Origin of the sequence: Cohnella hongkongensis (assembly GCF_042654645.1) — a bacterium.
Lineage (GTDB): Bacteria > Bacillota > Bacilli > Paenibacillales > Paenibacillaceae > Cohnella > Cohnella hongkongensis.
Genome location: NZ_JBHSEP010000027.1, coordinates 1 through 14,853 on the forward strand (window position 1 = coordinate 1; position 14,853 = coordinate 14,853).

Consider the following 14,853-nt stretch of genomic DNA (forward strand, 5'->3'; position numbering starts at 1 on the left):
TTTGAGGCTCATTTCTTGCTGGTTACCGTCTTTCGACGATGTTTTGTTTCTTACGCTCAATGTTCAGTTTTCAAAGAACAATCGGTGTTGCTTTGGCGTCTACCGCGCTAACGGCGACTTTTATAATATATCACAGCCGACTACCTCTTGGCAAGAGTTTTTTTCAAACTTCTTGATCGCCGTTCAAAGTCTGTCAGCTCTTCCCCAAAAAGCGGGGCGTAGGATAATTTATCACAAACCAATACTAAGGTCAAGTTTATTTCTCGATTTCCGTACATTCTTCTCAAGACTTGTGGCTTTGAGATTTCAGCCCCAGCGCATATCGCGACAGCTCCTTCGGCGGCGCTATGCGGGCATACATTCTAAAAATGATCTTATAGCGCCGCTTGATCGCATCCTTCACCGGCCCGTCCAGCCGGCGATCGCTCATGTCCAGCAGCATCTCGTCCATTTCCTTGCGAAGCAAATAGTCAAACTCCCTGCATTCCTTTTCCGTAAACATCATTCCGAGCATAGTGCGCGAATCCTCCCGTGATTAGGCAGCTTAGAGGGCCGGAAACGTCGGGGCGAATGCCTGCGAAGATTCCGGCGCGTTCTACTGTTATGCTCTATTTTCGCCCACTTTATGACACAAGCCGGCTTACGCCGTCCTTAGGATCGGCGGGATAACGTTTATGTCGGAGGTGATTCAGATAAGGATAACGAATTTTATACTTTCTGAATCACCAAGCAAAAACGCCTTCGGCATCCTCTAAACGCAGAATCGCGTTTTTGTCGGAGGTGATTCAGAAAGAGAAAGCGAATTTCATACTTTCCGAATCCCTTAAAATGTTCGGAGGATCGCTTCCGCCTGTCGCGGGAAATTCAGGACCTCATCAGCCACATCGTAATCGTGCTCTCTACCACGGCTCCGAGCAGCAGAAGAGCGACGACGGCGATCAGCGCCGGCACCGCTCCTGTCGCCGTCCGGACGAAGGGCTGCCAGGGCTCCTTCCGGCCGAACGCCGACCCGAATACGCCGCGGATGAGCGTCAATCCGAATCTCATGCCGAACGCGCAAGCCAGAAATACCGCAGACAGCTCCAAAATACCGTGCGGCAGCAGACCTTTAACGACAAGCAGGAAAACATTCTCGCCGTTGGCGGAGAAGCCGGACAGCAAATAGCCGAGGATCATTCCGTTGGATACCAGCATGAACAAGGGCATCAAGCCGGCGAAAATGCCGAGCCCCATCACCATAATCGTATTGAAGACGTTGTTCATCGTGATGAGCAGGAACGCGGTCCGTTCGGGATGCTCGGAGGCGTCGATCGATTTCGCGATCGACTCGATTCCTTTGAGCTGCTGATTGAGAAATTCCGAAGGCGCGTTCGGCGTTCCCCCGATAACCATCCCGGCGAAAAACAAAATGATCGAGAAAATAAAGTACGGACGAATCTCCTTCCAAGTAAGCAGCAAGCCTGCGCGCGTAAACATAAGCTTATCCCCCATTAACAACAGACTATGGATTTCGGCGCTGTTTGATGCAGCCTTCCGAAAAGATCCGCCTGCGGACTTATTTGAACTTCCTCAATGCGAATATCTATATGGGTCAAGCATACATTGATAATAGTCAAGTCCCGCGGCCAGTCCAAGAGAACCCGCAAGACGAAACCGTAGACTACTCTGTTCCGGAAGGAGCCGATCGTATCCATGAGTTCTTTTTACGTATTTAACGGACGGCGCATCAAAAGAGCATTTTTTCTCACCGTTGCGGCCATTCTATCCGTAGCCGTCATCTGGGTCGAGAAAAACAACCTGAGCGTATTCGCCCCCCACCCTCCGGCTGCCGTATACAACGTGCCGACGGATCGTAAAGTCATTGCCCTGACCTTCGACATCAGCTGGGGAGAGAAAAGAGCGGAGCCGATTCTTGATGTGCTCCAGTCCAAAAACGTCGAGAACGTCACCTTTTTCCTGTCCTCTCCCTGGAGCAAGGCCCATCCGGATCTGGTGAAGAAGATCGCCGACGCCGGGTACGAGATCGGCAGCCACGGACACAAGCACGACAACTACAGCCAGTACACCGACGAGGAAATCCGCCGGCAGATCACGATAGCAGACGGCATACTGCGCGATATGACCGGCAAGTCTCCTACGCTGATCCGTCTGCCTAACGGAGATTTCGACAAGCGGGTGCTGCGAATCGCCGACGAGCTTAACTACAAGGTCGTTCAATGGGACACCGATTCCCTGGATTGGAAAAACCCCGGCGTCGACACGATCGTAGAGCGGGTAGTCGGCAAAGCCCATGCCGGCGACATCGTTCTGCTGCACGCCAGCGACTCCAGCAAGCAGACGCATGAAGCGCTCCCGATCATCATCGATCAGCTGCGCGCCAAGGGCTACGAATTCGTCACCGTGTCCCAACTGATCCATCAGACGGAAACGAAAGGCAAGATCGTGCAGGATCGGTCCGCCTGGAACGAGCTAGCTTCCCCTTATTTTATTTAGACGGCGAGACGGCGGGCTGCTGCGATTCGACCGGCTGCCCCAATATTTTATGCAGCTGCATAATCTGGTAGCCGTTGCAGACGAACAGCGGAATGAGCTGGTAGAGCAGAGAAGAAATATCTCCGGTCCTGAACGCCGGAATCGTCTCCACGGTCGTAATGGCGATCATGAAGAACAGCGTCGGAATCCAGGCTCCGGGCGACGTCTGTCCGACTTTAATCCATGCGACCAGAGCGGAGCCGGCCAGAAGCGCCAAAGGCGTCAGCCAGAACGTCATGGCGGGAAAGCTCGAATCGTATGTCCAATAGGCGATTTCGAACAGTACGAATAAAGCGAGGAAGCCTTGAATCGCCACCCAGTAATAAGGACGTCTAATGACGCTGCGAGCGATGTAGTTCAACATCATGTAGGCAAAAAAGCCCATGTGCGCGAACGCTCCGAACGTCATTCCGATCAGAGCCATCATCAGCACATAGGACAGCCAACCGCTTGCCTCGACGTTGCGGAAATCGGGATTAAACAGTTGGATGCACACGCTTCCGACCACAGTAACGATGGCACCGATCAATATCGTCATGCCGAATAATTTCATCCATTTGCGTAAGCTCAAATCCGGAAACCTCCTCTAAGTGATCAACTCTCATTTTACCATGAACAAGCTAAAAAGCCATGAACAACCCCTTATATTCACAAGGTTGTCGAAGCATACTACAGCCATCACCCTATGAAGGGAGTGGTCGGTATGCGATATCGCTTGGGAGCACTCGGATGTCTGCTGGCGGCCTCCCTCCTGCTATCGTCCTGCGGTCAGGAGTCCGGGGGCGGAGGCGGCGGCGGACAAGTCAGCTACAAAGACGTAAAATCGATGGTGATCGACATTCTGGGCTCGGAAGAAGCCCAGAAGGCGATGGAGAAAGCCTCCACCGCCCAATACGGCGCCAGCACCCTGCAGATGAAAAGCATGACGCCTTCGGATCAGGCGCAGGTTAGGCTGGCGGTGAAGGACGTGCTGACGGCCCCGGAGTATTCCACTATTCTGGAAGGCATTATGCGCGATCCCAAGTTCGCCGGCGAATTCGCCAAGGCAGTCAGCAAAGACAACAAGCAGATTCACAAGGAGCTCATGAAAGATCCGGCCTATCAGAAGGAACTCGTAGATATGTTCAAAACGCCGGAGATGGTGAAAGTCTTGACGGACTCGATGAAAAACCCCGACGTTCGCAAGGTCATTATGAGCTCGGTCACCGAACAGATGCAAAACCCGTTATTTAAGCTGGAAATCATGAAGCTGCTGCAAAGCGTCGTGAAGGAAGAGCTGAATCCCCAGCCTCAGAAGAAGGAGGAGAAAAAGGAAGGCGGCGGAGAAGGCGGAGAAGGTCAAGGAGGCGAAGGAGGAGGAGAATCGGAGGGCGGCGAATCGGAAGGCGAAAGTGGCGGAGAAAGCGAATCTTAACGATAAAAAGGCTGTTCCTCTCCCGGCAAGCGCCGCCGGTCCAAGAGAACAGCCTTCTTCATGAATCGTTATTTCCCGCAACGATCAATGACCGTCTGCGCCAGGGCCAAGTACTCCCGCCCGATCTCCGAATCGGCCTTGTAGACCGACGGGGAGAAGTCCGGTTCGGCGGGATGGTTATCGGGAGCCCCCAGCGGGAACTGAGCCAGCAGATCGGTGCCGAGCGTCTCGGCCAGCTTGCCGCCGCCTCCCCGACCGAAGACGTACTCCCGCTCGCCCGTCGTCTTGCTCTCGAAATAGGACATGTTCTCGACGACGCCGATAATCTCGTGGTTCGTCTTGATCGCCATCGCTCCGGCCCGGGCAGCGACGAACGCCGCCGTCGCATGAGGCGTCGTTACGATGATCTCCTTGCTCTGCGGAATCATCTGGTGAACGTCCAGCGCCACGTCCCCCGTTCCCGGCGGCAGGTCAAGCAGCAGGTAATCGAGTTCGCCCCAGTCGATCTCCGCGAAGAAGTTGCGCAGCATCTTGCCCAGCATCGGCCCGCGCCAGACGACGGGGCTGTTGTCCTGGACGAAGAACCCCATCGAGATCACCTTGACTCCGAACTTTTCGATCGGTTTAATTTTATCGCCGACCTGCTCGGGCCTCTCCTCGATTCCCATCATATCCGGTACGCTGAAGCCATAGATATCGCTGTCGATCAAGCCGACCCGCTTGCCCTTCCGGGCGAGCGCGACCGCAAGATTCACCGTCACGGTCGACTTGCCGACGCCGCCTTTGCCGCTGGCGATGGCAATGAATTCCACGCCGCTGGCGGGATGAAGAATCGTATGCTGCTCCAGACCGGCGCCATGGCCTCTGACCGGAGCCTCCTGCGGCTTCGCGGCCGCCGGACCCCCGTCCCCCTGGCCGGCTTCGGCCTCAGACTGCTCTCGCTCCGTCATGGCTCGCACACGAATATGAGGCCGCTGCCCGATCAGCCCGGAGAGCGCCGCGACGACGCCTTGTTCTACGTCGGAAGCCTGTCCCATGCTGTCCGGATGCAGCACTATCGTCAGCGAGACGGCCGATTCTCGAATCATCGTATCCCGAACCAGGCCGAGAGCGGTCAGGCTTCGTTGAAGGGTAGGCTCCTGCACGGACTGCAGAGCCTCCAGTACTTGTTCTTTGGTGACCACGAGTTTGACCCCCAATATATTGAAATCCGTGCCTTGCTATTGTCATTATAGCACAGGCTCGCCCGACGCACCTGATCGACCGGAAGAGCCCGGGGCTTCGGAGGCGAATTTCAGAACTCCGCGATAGATGGAAGCCGCCACCTTCCGCTGGTACTCTTCGTTGGCGAGCAGACGCGCCTCTTCCGGGTGAGACAGAAATCCGACCTCCACGAGCGCGGTCGGCATCTCCAGCGTCTTGAGCAGATAGACGGAGTCGGCTTCCTTGGCCACTCGCTGAGTGTTGCCCAGCGCGCTTCTCAGCTCGCTCTGGATATCCGTTGCCAGACGCTTGCCTTCGGCGTTCTTCGTCGAATAGAACGTCTGGGCCCCCGACCATCGGGGGGACGGAATGCTGTTCATGTGGATGCTGATCGTCATGTCGGCCCGCTGCTTGCTGACCTGATCGGCCCGTCGCAGCAGATCCTCCGTCTTGCGGCGAGCTTGACTCCTCGTCTCCGGCGCCGCCAGATCGTAATCGCCTTCGCGAGTGAGCAGCACCAGAGCGCCGGCCTGCTGCAGATAGTCCCTCAGGTACAGCACGATCGCGAGATTCAAATCCTTCTCGATCACGCCCTCCCGGCTGACCGCTCCTCCGTCCGCCCCGCCGTGGCCGGCATCGAGCGCGATCACCTTGCCGGACAGCGGCAGCGTCCAATGCGTCCATGTGCGCGACGACGGGATTTCGCTCAGAAATACGGTGGCGATCAAAGCGATCAGACATACGACGATCCCGAGCCTAAGCATAGCCTGCCGCGTCATCCAGACGACCAGACGCATGCGCCTTTTTTGGGGGTTCAATCCTGATTTTCGATGTCCGTTTAACAAAATAAATCCACCTCGTCCCGGGGAAAGCTCCCTACATCATATGGGACAAGGTGGACTTTTATGAATTTAGATCGAGTAGCTTTTGCTCGCTTCCGCCATGCCTTCGATCAGAATCGCAGCCACTTCCGGACGGGAAAACTCCGGCGGAGGGCAGATTCCGTCGCGCAGCAGGGCGCGAACCTTCGTTCCGGACAGCGTCAGATGGTCTTCCTTGCCGTGCGGGCACGTTTTGCTCGAGGCCATGTTGCCGCATTTCGTACAGAAGAAGCTGTGCTCGAAGTACAGCGGCGTAATGCCAAGCTGTTCGGAAGCCAACGTCTTCAGCAAATCCTGGGCTTCATAGGTACCGTAATAGTCGCCTACGCCGGCATGATCGCGCCCGACAATGAAGTGCGTGCAGCCGTAATTTTTGCGAACGAGCGCGTGGAAGATCGCTTCCCGGGGTCCGGCATAACGCATCGCGGCAGGGAAGACGCCCAGGAATACGCGATCCTGCGGATAATAATGGTCCAGAAGCGCCAGATAGCTCTTCATTCGGACGTTAGCCGGAACGTCGTCCGACTTCGTCTCTCCGACGAGAGGATTCAGGAACAGGCCGTCGACGATCTCCATCGCCGCCTTCTGAATGTATTCATGTGCTCTGTGCACCGGGTTGCGGGTCTGGAAGCCGACGACGGTCTTCCACCCTTTCTCGGCGAAGTTGCGCCGGGTTTCCGAAGGAGTGAAGTAAAACTCGTTAAATTTCTCGGGAACCGGACGATTCAGCACCTGAATCGCTCCCCCGACATAAATGTCGGGTCGATCGAACAGCTTCACGACGCCGGGATGCTCCATATCGTCCGTCTTGAACACCTGTACGGCTTCATGGCGCTTGTCGACCCTGTAGATGCTCTCGACGTCGATCACCCCGTACAGGATGCCGTCGCTCTCTCCGACAAGCGCGGCTTTCTGGCCGACGGACAGCTGCTTCGCTTGATCTTCCGTCACCGCGAGCGTGACCGGAATGCTCCAGATTGCGCCGCTCGACAGCTTCATGTCGTTCACTACGGATAAATAGTCGTTCTCGTTCATAAATCCGGTCAGCGGGCTGAACGCCCCGACGCCGATCAGATCGAGATCGGAGATCGTCCAGGCGTTCACCGGGATAGAAACCGATTCGGCCGCTTGGGCCAGCAGCGCCTCGCGCTCCGCCCCTTCCGCCACCCGATTGATCAAAGTTCCGCCATGCGGTAAGATTGCGCTCATGTTCTAAATAGCTCCTTCTTTATCCTATGAGTTCCGTTCGCCTTACTTGTGCAGACCGCATTCCGTCTTTTCGTTGCCCGCCCAGCGTCCGGACCGCGGGTCTTCGCCCGGCATGACCGGCTTCGTGCAGTGCTCGCAGCCGATGCTCGGAAAATTCCGATCGTGCAGCGGATTATAAATAATATCGTTCGCCCGAATGTAGGCCCATACGTCTTCCGACGTCCACGAGGCGAGCGGATTAAACTTAACCAGCCCGAACTTCGTATCGTACTCCACCTTCTTCGCGTTGGCGCGGGTGGGCGCCTGATCGCGGCGAATCCCGGTGATCCAGGCCTCGTATGTCGAGAGAACGCGGGTCAGCGGCTCGACCTTGCGAAGGTTGCAGCACGCGGTCGGGTCGCTCTTCCACAGCTCGGCCCCATATTCGGCCTCCTGCTGCTCCGGCGTCAGCTTGGATTTGACCTCGACGAACTTCAGGTTGTATTTCTCGGCGATCCGATCCCGAGTCTCGTATGTTTCTTTAAAGTGAAAATCGGTGTCCAAATAGAAGATGTCCGTAGAAGGGCTGATCTTCTGAAGCATATCCACCAGAACGACGTCTTCCGCGCCGAAGCTGCACGCGAACGTAATGTTCGGAAACGTCTCGATCGCCCAAGCGATAACGGTTTCCGCGGATGCGTCCTCGAACTCCTCCGCTTTGACGCGAATCAGATTTTCCTTTTCGATCAAGTTCATCCTCATGACCTCCACTTAAACCCTAGTATTTAAGTATGAATACATACATTATACGCCTGAGACGGGAATACTTCAATCCAAAATAGATTAAACTTTTTTTGGAAGCGGGCCGCCGGCACGCCAACCGTTGTCGAGGCGCCGCGCTGCCCCCGTCGGGGCGGCAAAACGCAAAAGAACCCCCTGGCCTCAAAGACCAAGGGGTTCTGCTGCGAATAAGAGAATTAACGTTTCGAGAATTGAGGCGCGCGACGAGCCGCTTTCAAGCCGTATTTCTTACGCTCTTTCATGCGAGGATCGCGAGTCAGGAAGCCGGCTTTCTTCAGCGCCGGGCGAAGCTCGGGATCCGCTTTAAGAAGAGCGCGGGAAATTCCGTGACGAATTGCGCCGGCCTGGCCGGACGTACCGCCGCCGTGAGCGAGCACGAGCACGTCGTACTTGTTCACCGTCTCGGTCAGGTTGAGCGGTTGCTTAACGATCAGCTTCAACGTCTCGACGTCGAAGTAGTCGTTGATTTCGCGTTTGTTAATAATGATGCGGCCTTCACCCGGCACGAGACGAACCCGCGCAACGGAGTGCTTGCGGCGACCCGTTCCTAAATATTGCACTTGAGCCATTCGAAAGTCCTCCTTTTATTATCCGCGAAGTTCGTAAACTTCAGGTTGTTGGGCTTGATGCGGATGCTCGCTGCCTGCGTACACTTTCAGCTTGCTTTGCAGCTGATGTCCGAGCTTGTTCTTCGGAAGCATGCCGTACACGGCCAGCTCGATCATGCGGGCCGGCTTTCTGTTCAGCATTTCCTGAGCGGTCGTCGTTTTCAGTCCGCCCGGATAGTGGGAGTGCGTGTAGTATTTCTTCTGTTGGAGCTTCTTGCCGGTCAGAACGATTTTCTCCGCATTGATGACGATAACGAAATCTCCGGTATCGATATGAGGAGTGAATTCCGGTTTGTGTTTGCCGCGGATCAGAGCCGCAGCTTCGCTGGCCAGACGTCCGAGCGTTTTGCCTTCGGCGTCGATGACGTGCCATTTGCGCTCGACTTCAAGCGGCTTAGCCATGTAAGTGGTACGCATGAAACATCCTCCTTCGGGTGATTTCCCTGCTTTTATGGGGTACGTCGTTTACATTTCATTCTTATTCATTGCGAATATCGGGTATTGCTTAAGCAGATGCGTTGGCTTGGATGTGGAAACCGGGCGAGGCCGATTTCGCCAAACACACCAAATAACCGGCGTTTCTGCGCTGGGGCCGTGGGAAGCCACGCAGAAAGCACAAAGTTTATTGTACATGAAACCAGGCGTATATGCAAGCCAACATTAGCAAATATTTAGCCATCATTTTCAAGCTGTCCGGTTCCGTTCGGCAATCGCTCGTACACGACCTCCCATAAGATCAGCCCTTGCGGCACCGCCGTCGGTCCGGCGAGCGCCCGGTCGCGGGACGCGAGGATGGCGGCCACGTCCTCTGGCGTTCTCTTGCCTTCGCCCACCTGGATCAGCGTTCCGGCGATGATGCGCACCATGTTGTAGAGAAAGCCGGTTCCGGTTACGTACAGATGAATAATCCCTCTTTGTTTCCCGGGATATTGCTTCTCGTCCCATTGCCGGTTATAGATCGGATTCGCATACAGACTTTCCGCCTCGAACCGATCGTCCACCTCCAGCCGTGCGCCGAGAATCGTGCGGACGTGGCTCGGCTTGGTGGAGAGCGGCGACGTGAACGCGGAAAAATCGTGCTCGCCGACCAATAGCGCAAGTCCGGCTCTCATCGCTTCGACGTCGAGCGGTGTCGGGTGATGGAACTCGTAACGCTTGCGGAACAGATCCGGAACTCGATTGCAGTTAATCGTGTAGCGGTACGTTTTGCTCAAGGCGTGATGGCGGGCGTGAAAATCGTCCGGCACGGCGTAGGCGCTCTGAACGACGATATCGTCCGGCAGCCTTGTATTAAGCGCAATCGCCCAGCGCTCGATCGGGATGCCCGACGACGTCGTGAAGTTGGCGACCTGGCATCTGGCGTGAACGCCGGCATCCGTCCGTCCCGAGCCCAGTATGCGCACCCGTTCCCCGGACAGCTTGAAGATCGCTTCCTCCAGCTTGTCCTGTACGGTATTGCCGCCCGGCTGACTCTGAAACCCGTGATACTCCGTGCCGTCATAGCTGACGATAAGGGCAATGTTCCGCACGTTATCTCCTCCAACCCTTGCATTCGCCGTTCCCGCAGGGGGCACAAAAAAAGGATGATCCGAATGCGGGATTCGGTCCATCCTTTTTTGCTCCGCTTCTTACGCGCGGTCTACGAGCTCGAGAAACACCATCGGAGCCGAATCTCCACGGCGAGGTCCCAGCTTCAGAATGCGCGTATAACCGCCCGGACGCTCCGCATAACGCGTAGCGAGCTCGGAGAACAGTTTTTGGATGGCGTCTTGCTCGCCATTCAGGGATTCGCGACGAACGAACGCCGCCACTTGACGACGCGCATGCAAGTCGCCGCGCTTAGCCAACGTGATCAGACGCTCTGCGATCGAGCGAACTTCCTTGGCTTTCGCCTCGGTCGTCTGGATCCGCTCATACAGGAACAAGTCGGTCGTCAGATCGCGGAACAACGCTTTACGCGAGCTGGAGTCGCGACTCAATTTTTGATAAGCCATTTTGTTTTCCCTCCTTTGCTACTGCTAACGATGCTACTCCTCGAAACGCAAGCCGAGTCCCAGCTCTTCGAGCTTCTCTTGAACTTCCTCCAAAGACTTGCGGCCCAGGTTGCGGACCTTCATCATGTCCTCTTCGGTTTTCGTGATCAGCTCTTGAACGGTATTGATGCCGGCGCGCTTCAGGCAGTTGTAAGAACGGACGGAGAGATCGAGCTCCTCGATGGTCATCTCGAGCACTTTCTCCTTCTTGTCCTCTTCTTTTTCCTTCATCGTCTCGGTATCTTTAGCCTCATCCGTAAGACCTACGAACAAGGATAAGTGGTCGGTCAAAATTTTCGCGCCCAGGCTCACCGCTTCTTCAGGCCGAATGCTGCCGTCGGTCCATACTTCAAGCGTAAGCTTGTCGTAGTTCGTCACCTGGCCGACGCGCGTGTTCTCGACTTGATAGTTGACGCGGGTAATCGGGGTATAGATCGAATCGACCGGAATGACGCCGATCGGCTGGTCTTCCTTCTTGTTCCGATCCGAAGGAACGTAACCGCGGCCGACGCGCGCGAAAATGCGCATGTGCAGTCGGGCTCCCGAAGCGAGAGTCGCGATATGCAAATCCGGGTTCAGAATCTCGACGTCGCTGTCCGCGCGAATATCGCCGGCCGTGACGACGCCGTCGCCTTCCGCATCGATCTCGAGCACTTTCTCCTCATCCGAATGAATCTTCAGCGACAGGCGCTTCAGATTGAGGATAATTTGCGTCACATCCTCGATGACGCCCGGAATCGTAGAAAATTCATGAAGCACGCCGTCAATCTGCACCGATACGACGGCCGCGCCCGGCAAGGACGACAGCAGAATGCGGCGAAGAGAGTTGCCGAGCGTCATGCCGTAGCCGCGCTCGAGCGGCTCTACGACAAAACGCCCGTACCTCTTGTCATCATGAATTTCCACGGAATCGATTTTTGGTTTCTCGATCACTATCATAACCAAAACCTCCTTCAAAACGTCGCTGACGTTGCCCTTTGTTCACCCAACGAAATGGATCAGCCTTATCGATAAGGAGAAATGTTTATGGGGTAAACCGTGTAGTATGCCTAACCGTTACAACCATTATTCTCAAGTTGTTCTTGTTTGATACCACAACAGCAACGTTATTAGACGCGGCGGCGCTTCGGAGGACGGCAACCGTTATGCGGGATCGGCGTTACGTCTCGGATCATGCTGACTTCAAGACCGGCGGCCTGCAACGAACGAATCGCGGCCTCGCGGCCTGCGCCAGGACCTTTAACGGACACCTCAACCAAACGCATTCCGTGTTCCATCGCAGCGCGAGCTGCGGCCTCGGCAGCCATCTGAGCCGCGAACGGCGTGCTTTTGCGGGAGCCTTTGAATCCAAGGTTGCCCGAGCTAGCCCAGGAAATCGCGTTGCCGTGCGGGTCCGTAATCGTAACGATCGTGTTGTTGAACGTGGAACGGATATGCGCCACGCCGGAGTCGATGTTTTTGCGATCACGACGCTTGGTACGAACGACTTTCTTGCCCTTTTGTGCCATGTTTTGTTATCCCCCCTTATTTCTTCTTGTTCGCTACCGTACGACGCGGACCTTTGCGTGTACGAGCGTTCGTCTTCGAACGTTGTCCGCGAACCGGAAGACCGCGGCGGTGACGGATGCCACGATAGCAGCCGATTTCGATCAGCCGTTTGATGTTTAGTGCAATTTCGCGACGCAGGTCGCCCTCGACCTTCACTTCTTTGTCGATCGTTTCGCGCAGACGAGCCAGCTCGTCTTCGGTCAGATCACGAACGCGAGTGTCGGGATTGACGCCCGTGGACGCCAGAACCTTCTGGGAAGTGGACTTGCCAATTCCGAAGATGTACGTCAGGGCGATTTCCACGCGCTTGTCGCGCGGGAGGTCAACACCAGATATACGTGCCATAGTTTAGAGGCACCTCCTTCTATCGTTAGCCTTGTTTTTGTTTGTGCTTCGGGTTCTCGCAGATCACCATCACGTTGCCTTTGCGGCGAATGACTTTGCATTTTTCGCAAATCGGTTTGACCGATGGTCTCACCTTCATGATAATACCCTCCTTAATTGTGCGATCGATCGTGCGCGTCTTCGGCGTCGCAGATCGGTCGTCACACCGTGACTGATAGATCGCGTCGCTTAACGTCGCGTTCAGTCATCGCGTCCGTGCGATCGAGCGTTCGTCGCGCGAACGGATAAAGCTTACTTGCGGTAGGTGATACGGCCGCGCGTCAGATCATAGGGTGACAATTGAATTACCACTTTATCCCCCGTCAGAATCCGTATGAAATGCATCCGGAGCTTGCCGGAAACATGCGCAAGGATTTGATGCCCGTTCTCGAGCTCTACCTTGAACATGGCATTCGGCAACGGTTCAACGACCGTTCCTTCCACCTCAATGACGTCCTCTTTGGCCACCGTCATTCTCCTTTCTCTTCAGCATGCGTTCCGAGCGAGAGCGATGAAGCGGAGTCCTGCTCCTTCTTATCGCTCTCTGCGAGCCGTCGTTCGATTTGACCGATAGCGTACCGAAGCTTCGCGTTGGTTACGCGTCCAGTGTCGCGAATGCTGCTGGCGACTTCCTCGCTTCGGAACCCGATCCGTTCGAGATGCAGCACGTTTTTGCGTTTGGGCCGATCGAACCGGCGTTTGTCGCCGTCGGCCACGAGCGCGAATCGCTCCTCGACGAGCGCGATCACGACCGCTAGCTCACCTTCGTCTTTACCGCGCCGGCTTCTCACGAGATCGCCGGGCGCGAGCTTCACGTTTACCGTCATATCTTCCACCTGGCTTTACGCACGGGTTAAGATTTCGTACCCGTCTTCGGTCACGGCGATCGTATGCTCGAAATGCGCGCACAAGGATCCGTCCACGGTCACGACCGTCCAGTTGTCGGACAAGGTTTTCACGTAGCGCTCTCCTACATTGACCATCGGTTCGATCGCGAGAGTCATTCCCGGCTTCAGTCTCGGTCCCCGATCCGGCGCTCCGTAGTTCGGAATTTGCGGCTCCTCGTGGAGAGCCGCGCCGACGCCGTGGCCGACATACTCTCTGACGACGGAGAACCCGGCTTCCTCAATCACTTTCTGAATGCCGTGAGAGATCGTGAACAGCCTGACGTCCGGGCGGACCAGCTCGAGCCCCGCATAGAGGGAAGCCTCGGTCACGTCCAGCAGCCGCTGAGCCTCATCGCTGATCTGTCCGACTCCGTACGTCCATGCGGAGTCGCCGTGATAGCCTTGATACTGTGCGCCGATATCGATGCTGATGATGTCGCCCTCAACGAGCTTCCGCGGTCCGGGGAACCCATGGACGAGTTCCTCGTTCGTGGAAGCGCATATGCTGGCGGGAAAACCGTTGTAACCTTTGAAAGAGGGAACGGCGCCTTGGCTTCGGATGAACGCGTCGGCGATCCGATCGAGTTCGGCGGTCGTCACGCCGGGAACGATCGCTTGCTTCATCAAGCGATGCGTCTCCGCCACGATTCTGCCCGCCTCCCGCATCAAGCTTAGCTCTTTCTCGGACTTGATCACGATCATGGCCGATTACCCTCTGAGAAGGGAAGCGATATCGGACGTGACCGTATCGATATCCTTCTCGCCGTCTACTTCGCGGAGCAAACCTTTGTCGCCGTAATACGTCAGCAGCGGAGCCGTCTTGCTCGAGTACTCGTCAAGACGCGTGCCCACCTTCTCTTCCGTATCGTCGGAACGCTGATACAGCTCTCCCCCGTCCTTGTCGCAGACGCCTTCCTGCTTCGGCGGGTTGAAAACAATATGATACGTTGTGCCGCAAGTTTTGCAGATCCGTCTTCCGGTCAAGCGGGCCAGCAGGAAACCGCGGTCCACTTTGAGGTTGATGACATGGTCGATCTTGCGTCCCATTTCGGCGAGCATGCCGTCGAGCGCTTCGGCTTGAGCGATCGTCCGGGGAAAGCCGTCGAGCAGAAATCCGCTCGCGCAGTCTTCCGCCGCCAGTCGATCGCGCACGATGCCGTTGGTCACTTCATCCGGTACGAGAAGGCCTTGGTCGACATACTCCTTGGCCTTCTGTCCGAGCGGCGTGCCTTGCTTCATGGCTAAGCGAAACGCATCACCGGTCGAGATGTGCGGAATGCCGAATTGAGCGACGATCCGTTCTGCCTGCGTTCCTTTGCCGGCGCCAGGAGGCCCCATAAACAAGATGTTCATTGCTGTTCCTCCTGTCCGTCT

General features: G+C 56.1%; 21 protein-coding genes. 2 read left to right on the top strand and 19 right to left on the bottom strand.

What is annotated here, in order from left to right; genetic code table 11:
* Positions 1 to 283: 283 nt before the first annotated feature.
* Both ACFO3S_RS24850 and ACFO3S_RS24855 read right to left on the bottom strand, forming a co-directional pair.
* Positions 284 to 514: a hypothetical protein gene (locus tag ACFO3S_RS24850; RefSeq protein WP_378101610.1), complete on the bottom strand. Its 231-nt coding sequence runs from the start codon at positions 512 to 514 to the stop codon at positions 284 to 286.
* Positions 515 to 864: 350 nt separating this feature from the next.
* The gene (locus ACFO3S_RS24855; protein WP_378101613.1) at positions 865 to 1,476 is read right to left on the bottom strand and encodes a stage II sporulation protein M; all 612 of its coding nucleotides are present in this window, start codon (positions 1,474 to 1,476) and stop codon (positions 865 to 867) included.
* A 216-nt stretch (positions 1,477 to 1,692) separates the two neighbouring features.
* On the opposite strand from ACFO3S_RS24855, the gene pdaB reads away from it, so the two are divergent.
* A complete protein-coding gene (gene pdaB, locus ACFO3S_RS24860) occupies positions 1,693 to 2,493 on the top strand; it encodes a polysaccharide deacetylase family sporulation protein PdaB (RefSeq protein ID WP_378101616.1) in 801 nt (266 codons plus the stop codon).
* On the opposite strand, the gene ACFO3S_RS24865 is transcribed toward pdaB, so the two are convergent.
* A complete protein-coding gene (locus tag ACFO3S_RS24865) occupies positions 2,486 to 3,103 on the bottom strand; it encodes a KinB-signaling pathway activation protein (RefSeq protein WP_378101619.1) in 618 nt (205 codons plus the stop codon). The genes pdaB and ACFO3S_RS24865 overlap by 8 nt on opposite strands.
* Before the next feature lie 132 nt (positions 3,104 to 3,235).
* Between ACFO3S_RS24865 and gerD the strand changes: the two genes are divergently transcribed.
* Positions 3,236 to 3,946, top strand: coding sequence for a spore germination lipoprotein GerD (gene gerD / locus ACFO3S_RS24870; protein ID WP_378101622.1), 711 nt, complete (start codon positions 3,236 to 3,238; stop codon positions 3,944 to 3,946).
* A gap of 68 nt (positions 3,947 to 4,014) precedes the next feature.
* Here the strand turns inward: gerD and ACFO3S_RS24875 are convergent, their stop codons facing one another.
* From ACFO3S_RS24875 to ACFO3S_RS24950, 16 genes are all read right to left on the bottom strand, one after another.
* A complete protein-coding gene (locus ACFO3S_RS24875) occupies positions 4,015 to 5,130 on the bottom strand; it encodes a P-loop NTPase (RefSeq protein ID WP_378101625.1) in 1,116 nt (371 codons plus the stop codon).
* Between the two features lie 45 nt (positions 5,131 to 5,175).
* Positions 5,176 to 5,967: an N-acetylmuramoyl-L-alanine amidase CwlD gene (cwlD, locus tag ACFO3S_RS24880; protein ID WP_378101810.1), complete on the bottom strand. Its 792-nt coding sequence runs from the start codon at positions 5,965 to 5,967 to the stop codon at positions 5,176 to 5,178.
* Between the two features lie 93 nt (positions 5,968 to 6,060).
* Positions 6,061 to 7,239, bottom strand: a complete 1,179-nt coding sequence (gene sat, locus ACFO3S_RS24885) for a sulfate adenylyltransferase (protein ID WP_378101628.1) — start codon at positions 7,237 to 7,239, stop codon at positions 6,061 to 6,063.
* 42 nt (positions 7,240 to 7,281) lie between these two features.
* Complete coding sequence (locus ACFO3S_RS24890; RefSeq protein ID WP_378101631.1) at positions 7,282 to 7,974, bottom strand: phosphoadenylyl-sulfate reductase; 693 nt, start codon at positions 7,972 to 7,974, stop codon at positions 7,282 to 7,284.
* Between the two features lie 221 nt (positions 7,975 to 8,195).
* Positions 8,196 to 8,588: a 30S ribosomal protein S9 gene (gene rpsI / locus ACFO3S_RS24895; protein ID WP_378101634.1), complete on the bottom strand. Its 393-nt coding sequence runs from the start codon at positions 8,586 to 8,588 to the stop codon at positions 8,196 to 8,198.
* An 18-nt stretch (positions 8,589 to 8,606) separates the two neighbouring features.
* The gene (gene rplM / locus ACFO3S_RS24900) at positions 8,607 to 9,044 is read right to left on the bottom strand and encodes a 50S ribosomal protein L13 (protein WP_378101637.1); all 438 of its coding nucleotides are present in this window, start codon (positions 9,042 to 9,044) and stop codon (positions 8,607 to 8,609) included.
* 254 nt (positions 9,045 to 9,298) lie between these two features.
* Complete coding sequence (truA, locus tag ACFO3S_RS24905) at positions 9,299 to 10,156, bottom strand: tRNA pseudouridine(38-40) synthase TruA (RefSeq protein ID WP_378101639.1); 858 nt, start codon at positions 10,154 to 10,156, stop codon at positions 9,299 to 9,301.
* A 99-nt stretch (positions 10,157 to 10,255) separates the two neighbouring features.
* Complete coding sequence (gene rplQ, locus ACFO3S_RS24910) at positions 10,256 to 10,621, bottom strand: 50S ribosomal protein L17 (protein ID WP_378101641.1); 366 nt, start codon at positions 10,619 to 10,621, stop codon at positions 10,256 to 10,258.
* A gap of 33 nt (positions 10,622 to 10,654) precedes the next feature.
* Positions 10,655 to 11,599 (bottom strand): DNA-directed RNA polymerase subunit alpha, encoded by a 945-nt coding sequence (locus ACFO3S_RS24915; protein WP_378049948.1) that lies wholly within the window; start codon positions 11,597 to 11,599, stop codon positions 10,655 to 10,657.
* Positions 11,600 to 11,769: 170 nt separating this feature from the next.
* Positions 11,770 to 12,168, bottom strand: a complete 399-nt coding sequence (gene rpsK / locus ACFO3S_RS24920) for a 30S ribosomal protein S11 (protein ID WP_378101644.1) — start codon at positions 12,166 to 12,168, stop codon at positions 11,770 to 11,772.
* Between the two features lie 16 nt (positions 12,169 to 12,184).
* Positions 12,185 to 12,553, bottom strand: a complete 369-nt coding sequence (rpsM, locus tag ACFO3S_RS24925) for a 30S ribosomal protein S13 (RefSeq protein WP_094050606.1) — start codon at positions 12,551 to 12,553, stop codon at positions 12,185 to 12,187.
* Positions 12,554 to 12,578: 25 nt separating this feature from the next.
* Positions 12,579 to 12,692: a 50S ribosomal protein L36 gene (gene rpmJ, locus ACFO3S_RS24930; RefSeq protein ID WP_003333770.1), complete on the bottom strand. Its 114-nt coding sequence runs from the start codon at positions 12,690 to 12,692 to the stop codon at positions 12,579 to 12,581.
* Positions 12,693 to 12,844: 152 nt separating this feature from the next.
* The gene (gene infA / locus ACFO3S_RS24935; RefSeq protein ID WP_116065578.1) at positions 12,845 to 13,060 is read right to left on the bottom strand and encodes a translation initiation factor IF-1; all 216 of its coding nucleotides are present in this window, start codon (positions 13,058 to 13,060) and stop codon (positions 12,845 to 12,847) included.
* Between the two features lie 2 nt (positions 13,061 to 13,062).
* Positions 13,063 to 13,419 carry a hypothetical protein gene (locus tag ACFO3S_RS24940; protein WP_378101647.1) on the bottom strand — a complete coding sequence of 119 codons (357 nt, stop codon included), beginning with the start codon at positions 13,417 to 13,419 and terminating at the stop codon, positions 13,063 to 13,065.
* 15 nt (positions 13,420 to 13,434) lie between these two features.
* Positions 13,435 to 14,181 (bottom strand): type I methionyl aminopeptidase, encoded by a 747-nt coding sequence (gene map, locus ACFO3S_RS24945; RefSeq protein ID WP_378101650.1) that lies wholly within the window; start codon positions 14,179 to 14,181, stop codon positions 13,435 to 13,437.
* A 6-nt stretch (positions 14,182 to 14,187) separates the two neighbouring features.
* Positions 14,188 to 14,832, bottom strand: coding sequence for an adenylate kinase (locus ACFO3S_RS24950; protein ID WP_378101652.1), 645 nt, complete (start codon positions 14,830 to 14,832; stop codon positions 14,188 to 14,190).
* Positions 14,833 to 14,853: the final 21 nt, after the last annotated feature.

Coding starts and splice junctions, on each gene's coding strand:
- ACFO3S_RS24950 (WP_378101652.1), bottom strand. CDS start 14,832: ATGAACATCTTGTTTATGGGGCCTCCTGGCGCCGGCAAAGGAACGCAG.
- rplM (WP_378101637.1), bottom strand. CDS start 9,044: ATGCGTACCACTTACATGGCTAAGCCGCTTGAAGTCGAGCGCAAATGG.
- rpsI (WP_378101634.1), bottom strand. CDS start 8,588: ATGGCTCAAGTGCAATATTTAGGAACGGGTCGCCGCAAGCACTCCGTT.
- sat (WP_378101628.1), bottom strand. CDS start 7,239: ATGAGCGCAATCTTACCGCATGGCGGAACTTTGATCAATCGGGTGGCG.
- ACFO3S_RS24915 (WP_378049948.1), bottom strand. CDS start 11,599: ATGATAGTGATCGAGAAACCAAAAATCGATTCCGTGGAAATTCATGAT.
- pdaB (WP_378101616.1), top strand. CDS start 1,693: ATGAGTTCTTTTTACGTATTTAACGGACGGCGCATCAAAAGAGCATTT.
- gerD (WP_378101622.1), top strand. CDS start 3,236: ATGCGATATCGCTTGGGAGCACTCGGATGTCTGCTGGCGGCCTCCCTC.
- rplQ (WP_378101641.1), bottom strand. CDS start 10,621: ATGGCTTATCAAAAATTGAGTCGCGACTCCAGCTCGCGTAAAGCGTTG.
- ACFO3S_RS24940 (WP_378101647.1), bottom strand. CDS start 13,419: ATGACGGTAAACGTGAAGCTCGCGCCCGGCGATCTCGTGAGAAGCCGG.
- ACFO3S_RS24855 (WP_378101613.1), bottom strand. CDS start 1,476: ATGTTTACGCGCGCAGGCTTGCTGCTTACTTGGAAGGAGATTCGTCCG.
- rpsM (WP_094050606.1), bottom strand. CDS start 12,553: ATGGCACGTATATCTGGTGTTGACCTCCCGCGCGACAAGCGCGTGGAA.
- rpmJ (WP_003333770.1), bottom strand. CDS start 12,692: ATGAAGGTGAGACCATCGGTCAAACCGATTTGCGAAAAATGCAAAGTC.
- ACFO3S_RS24890 (WP_378101631.1), bottom strand. CDS start 7,974: ATGAACTTGATCGAAAAGGAAAATCTGATTCGCGTCAAAGCGGAGGAG.
- rpsK (WP_378101644.1), bottom strand. CDS start 12,168: ATGGCACAAAAGGGCAAGAAAGTCGTTCGTACCAAGCGTCGTGATCGC.
- ACFO3S_RS24850 (WP_378101610.1), bottom strand. CDS start 514: ATGCTCGGAATGATGTTTACGGAAAAGGAATGCAGGGAGTTTGACTAT.
- map (WP_378101650.1), bottom strand. CDS start 14,181: ATGATCGTGATCAAGTCCGAGAAAGAGCTAAGCTTGATGCGGGAGGCG.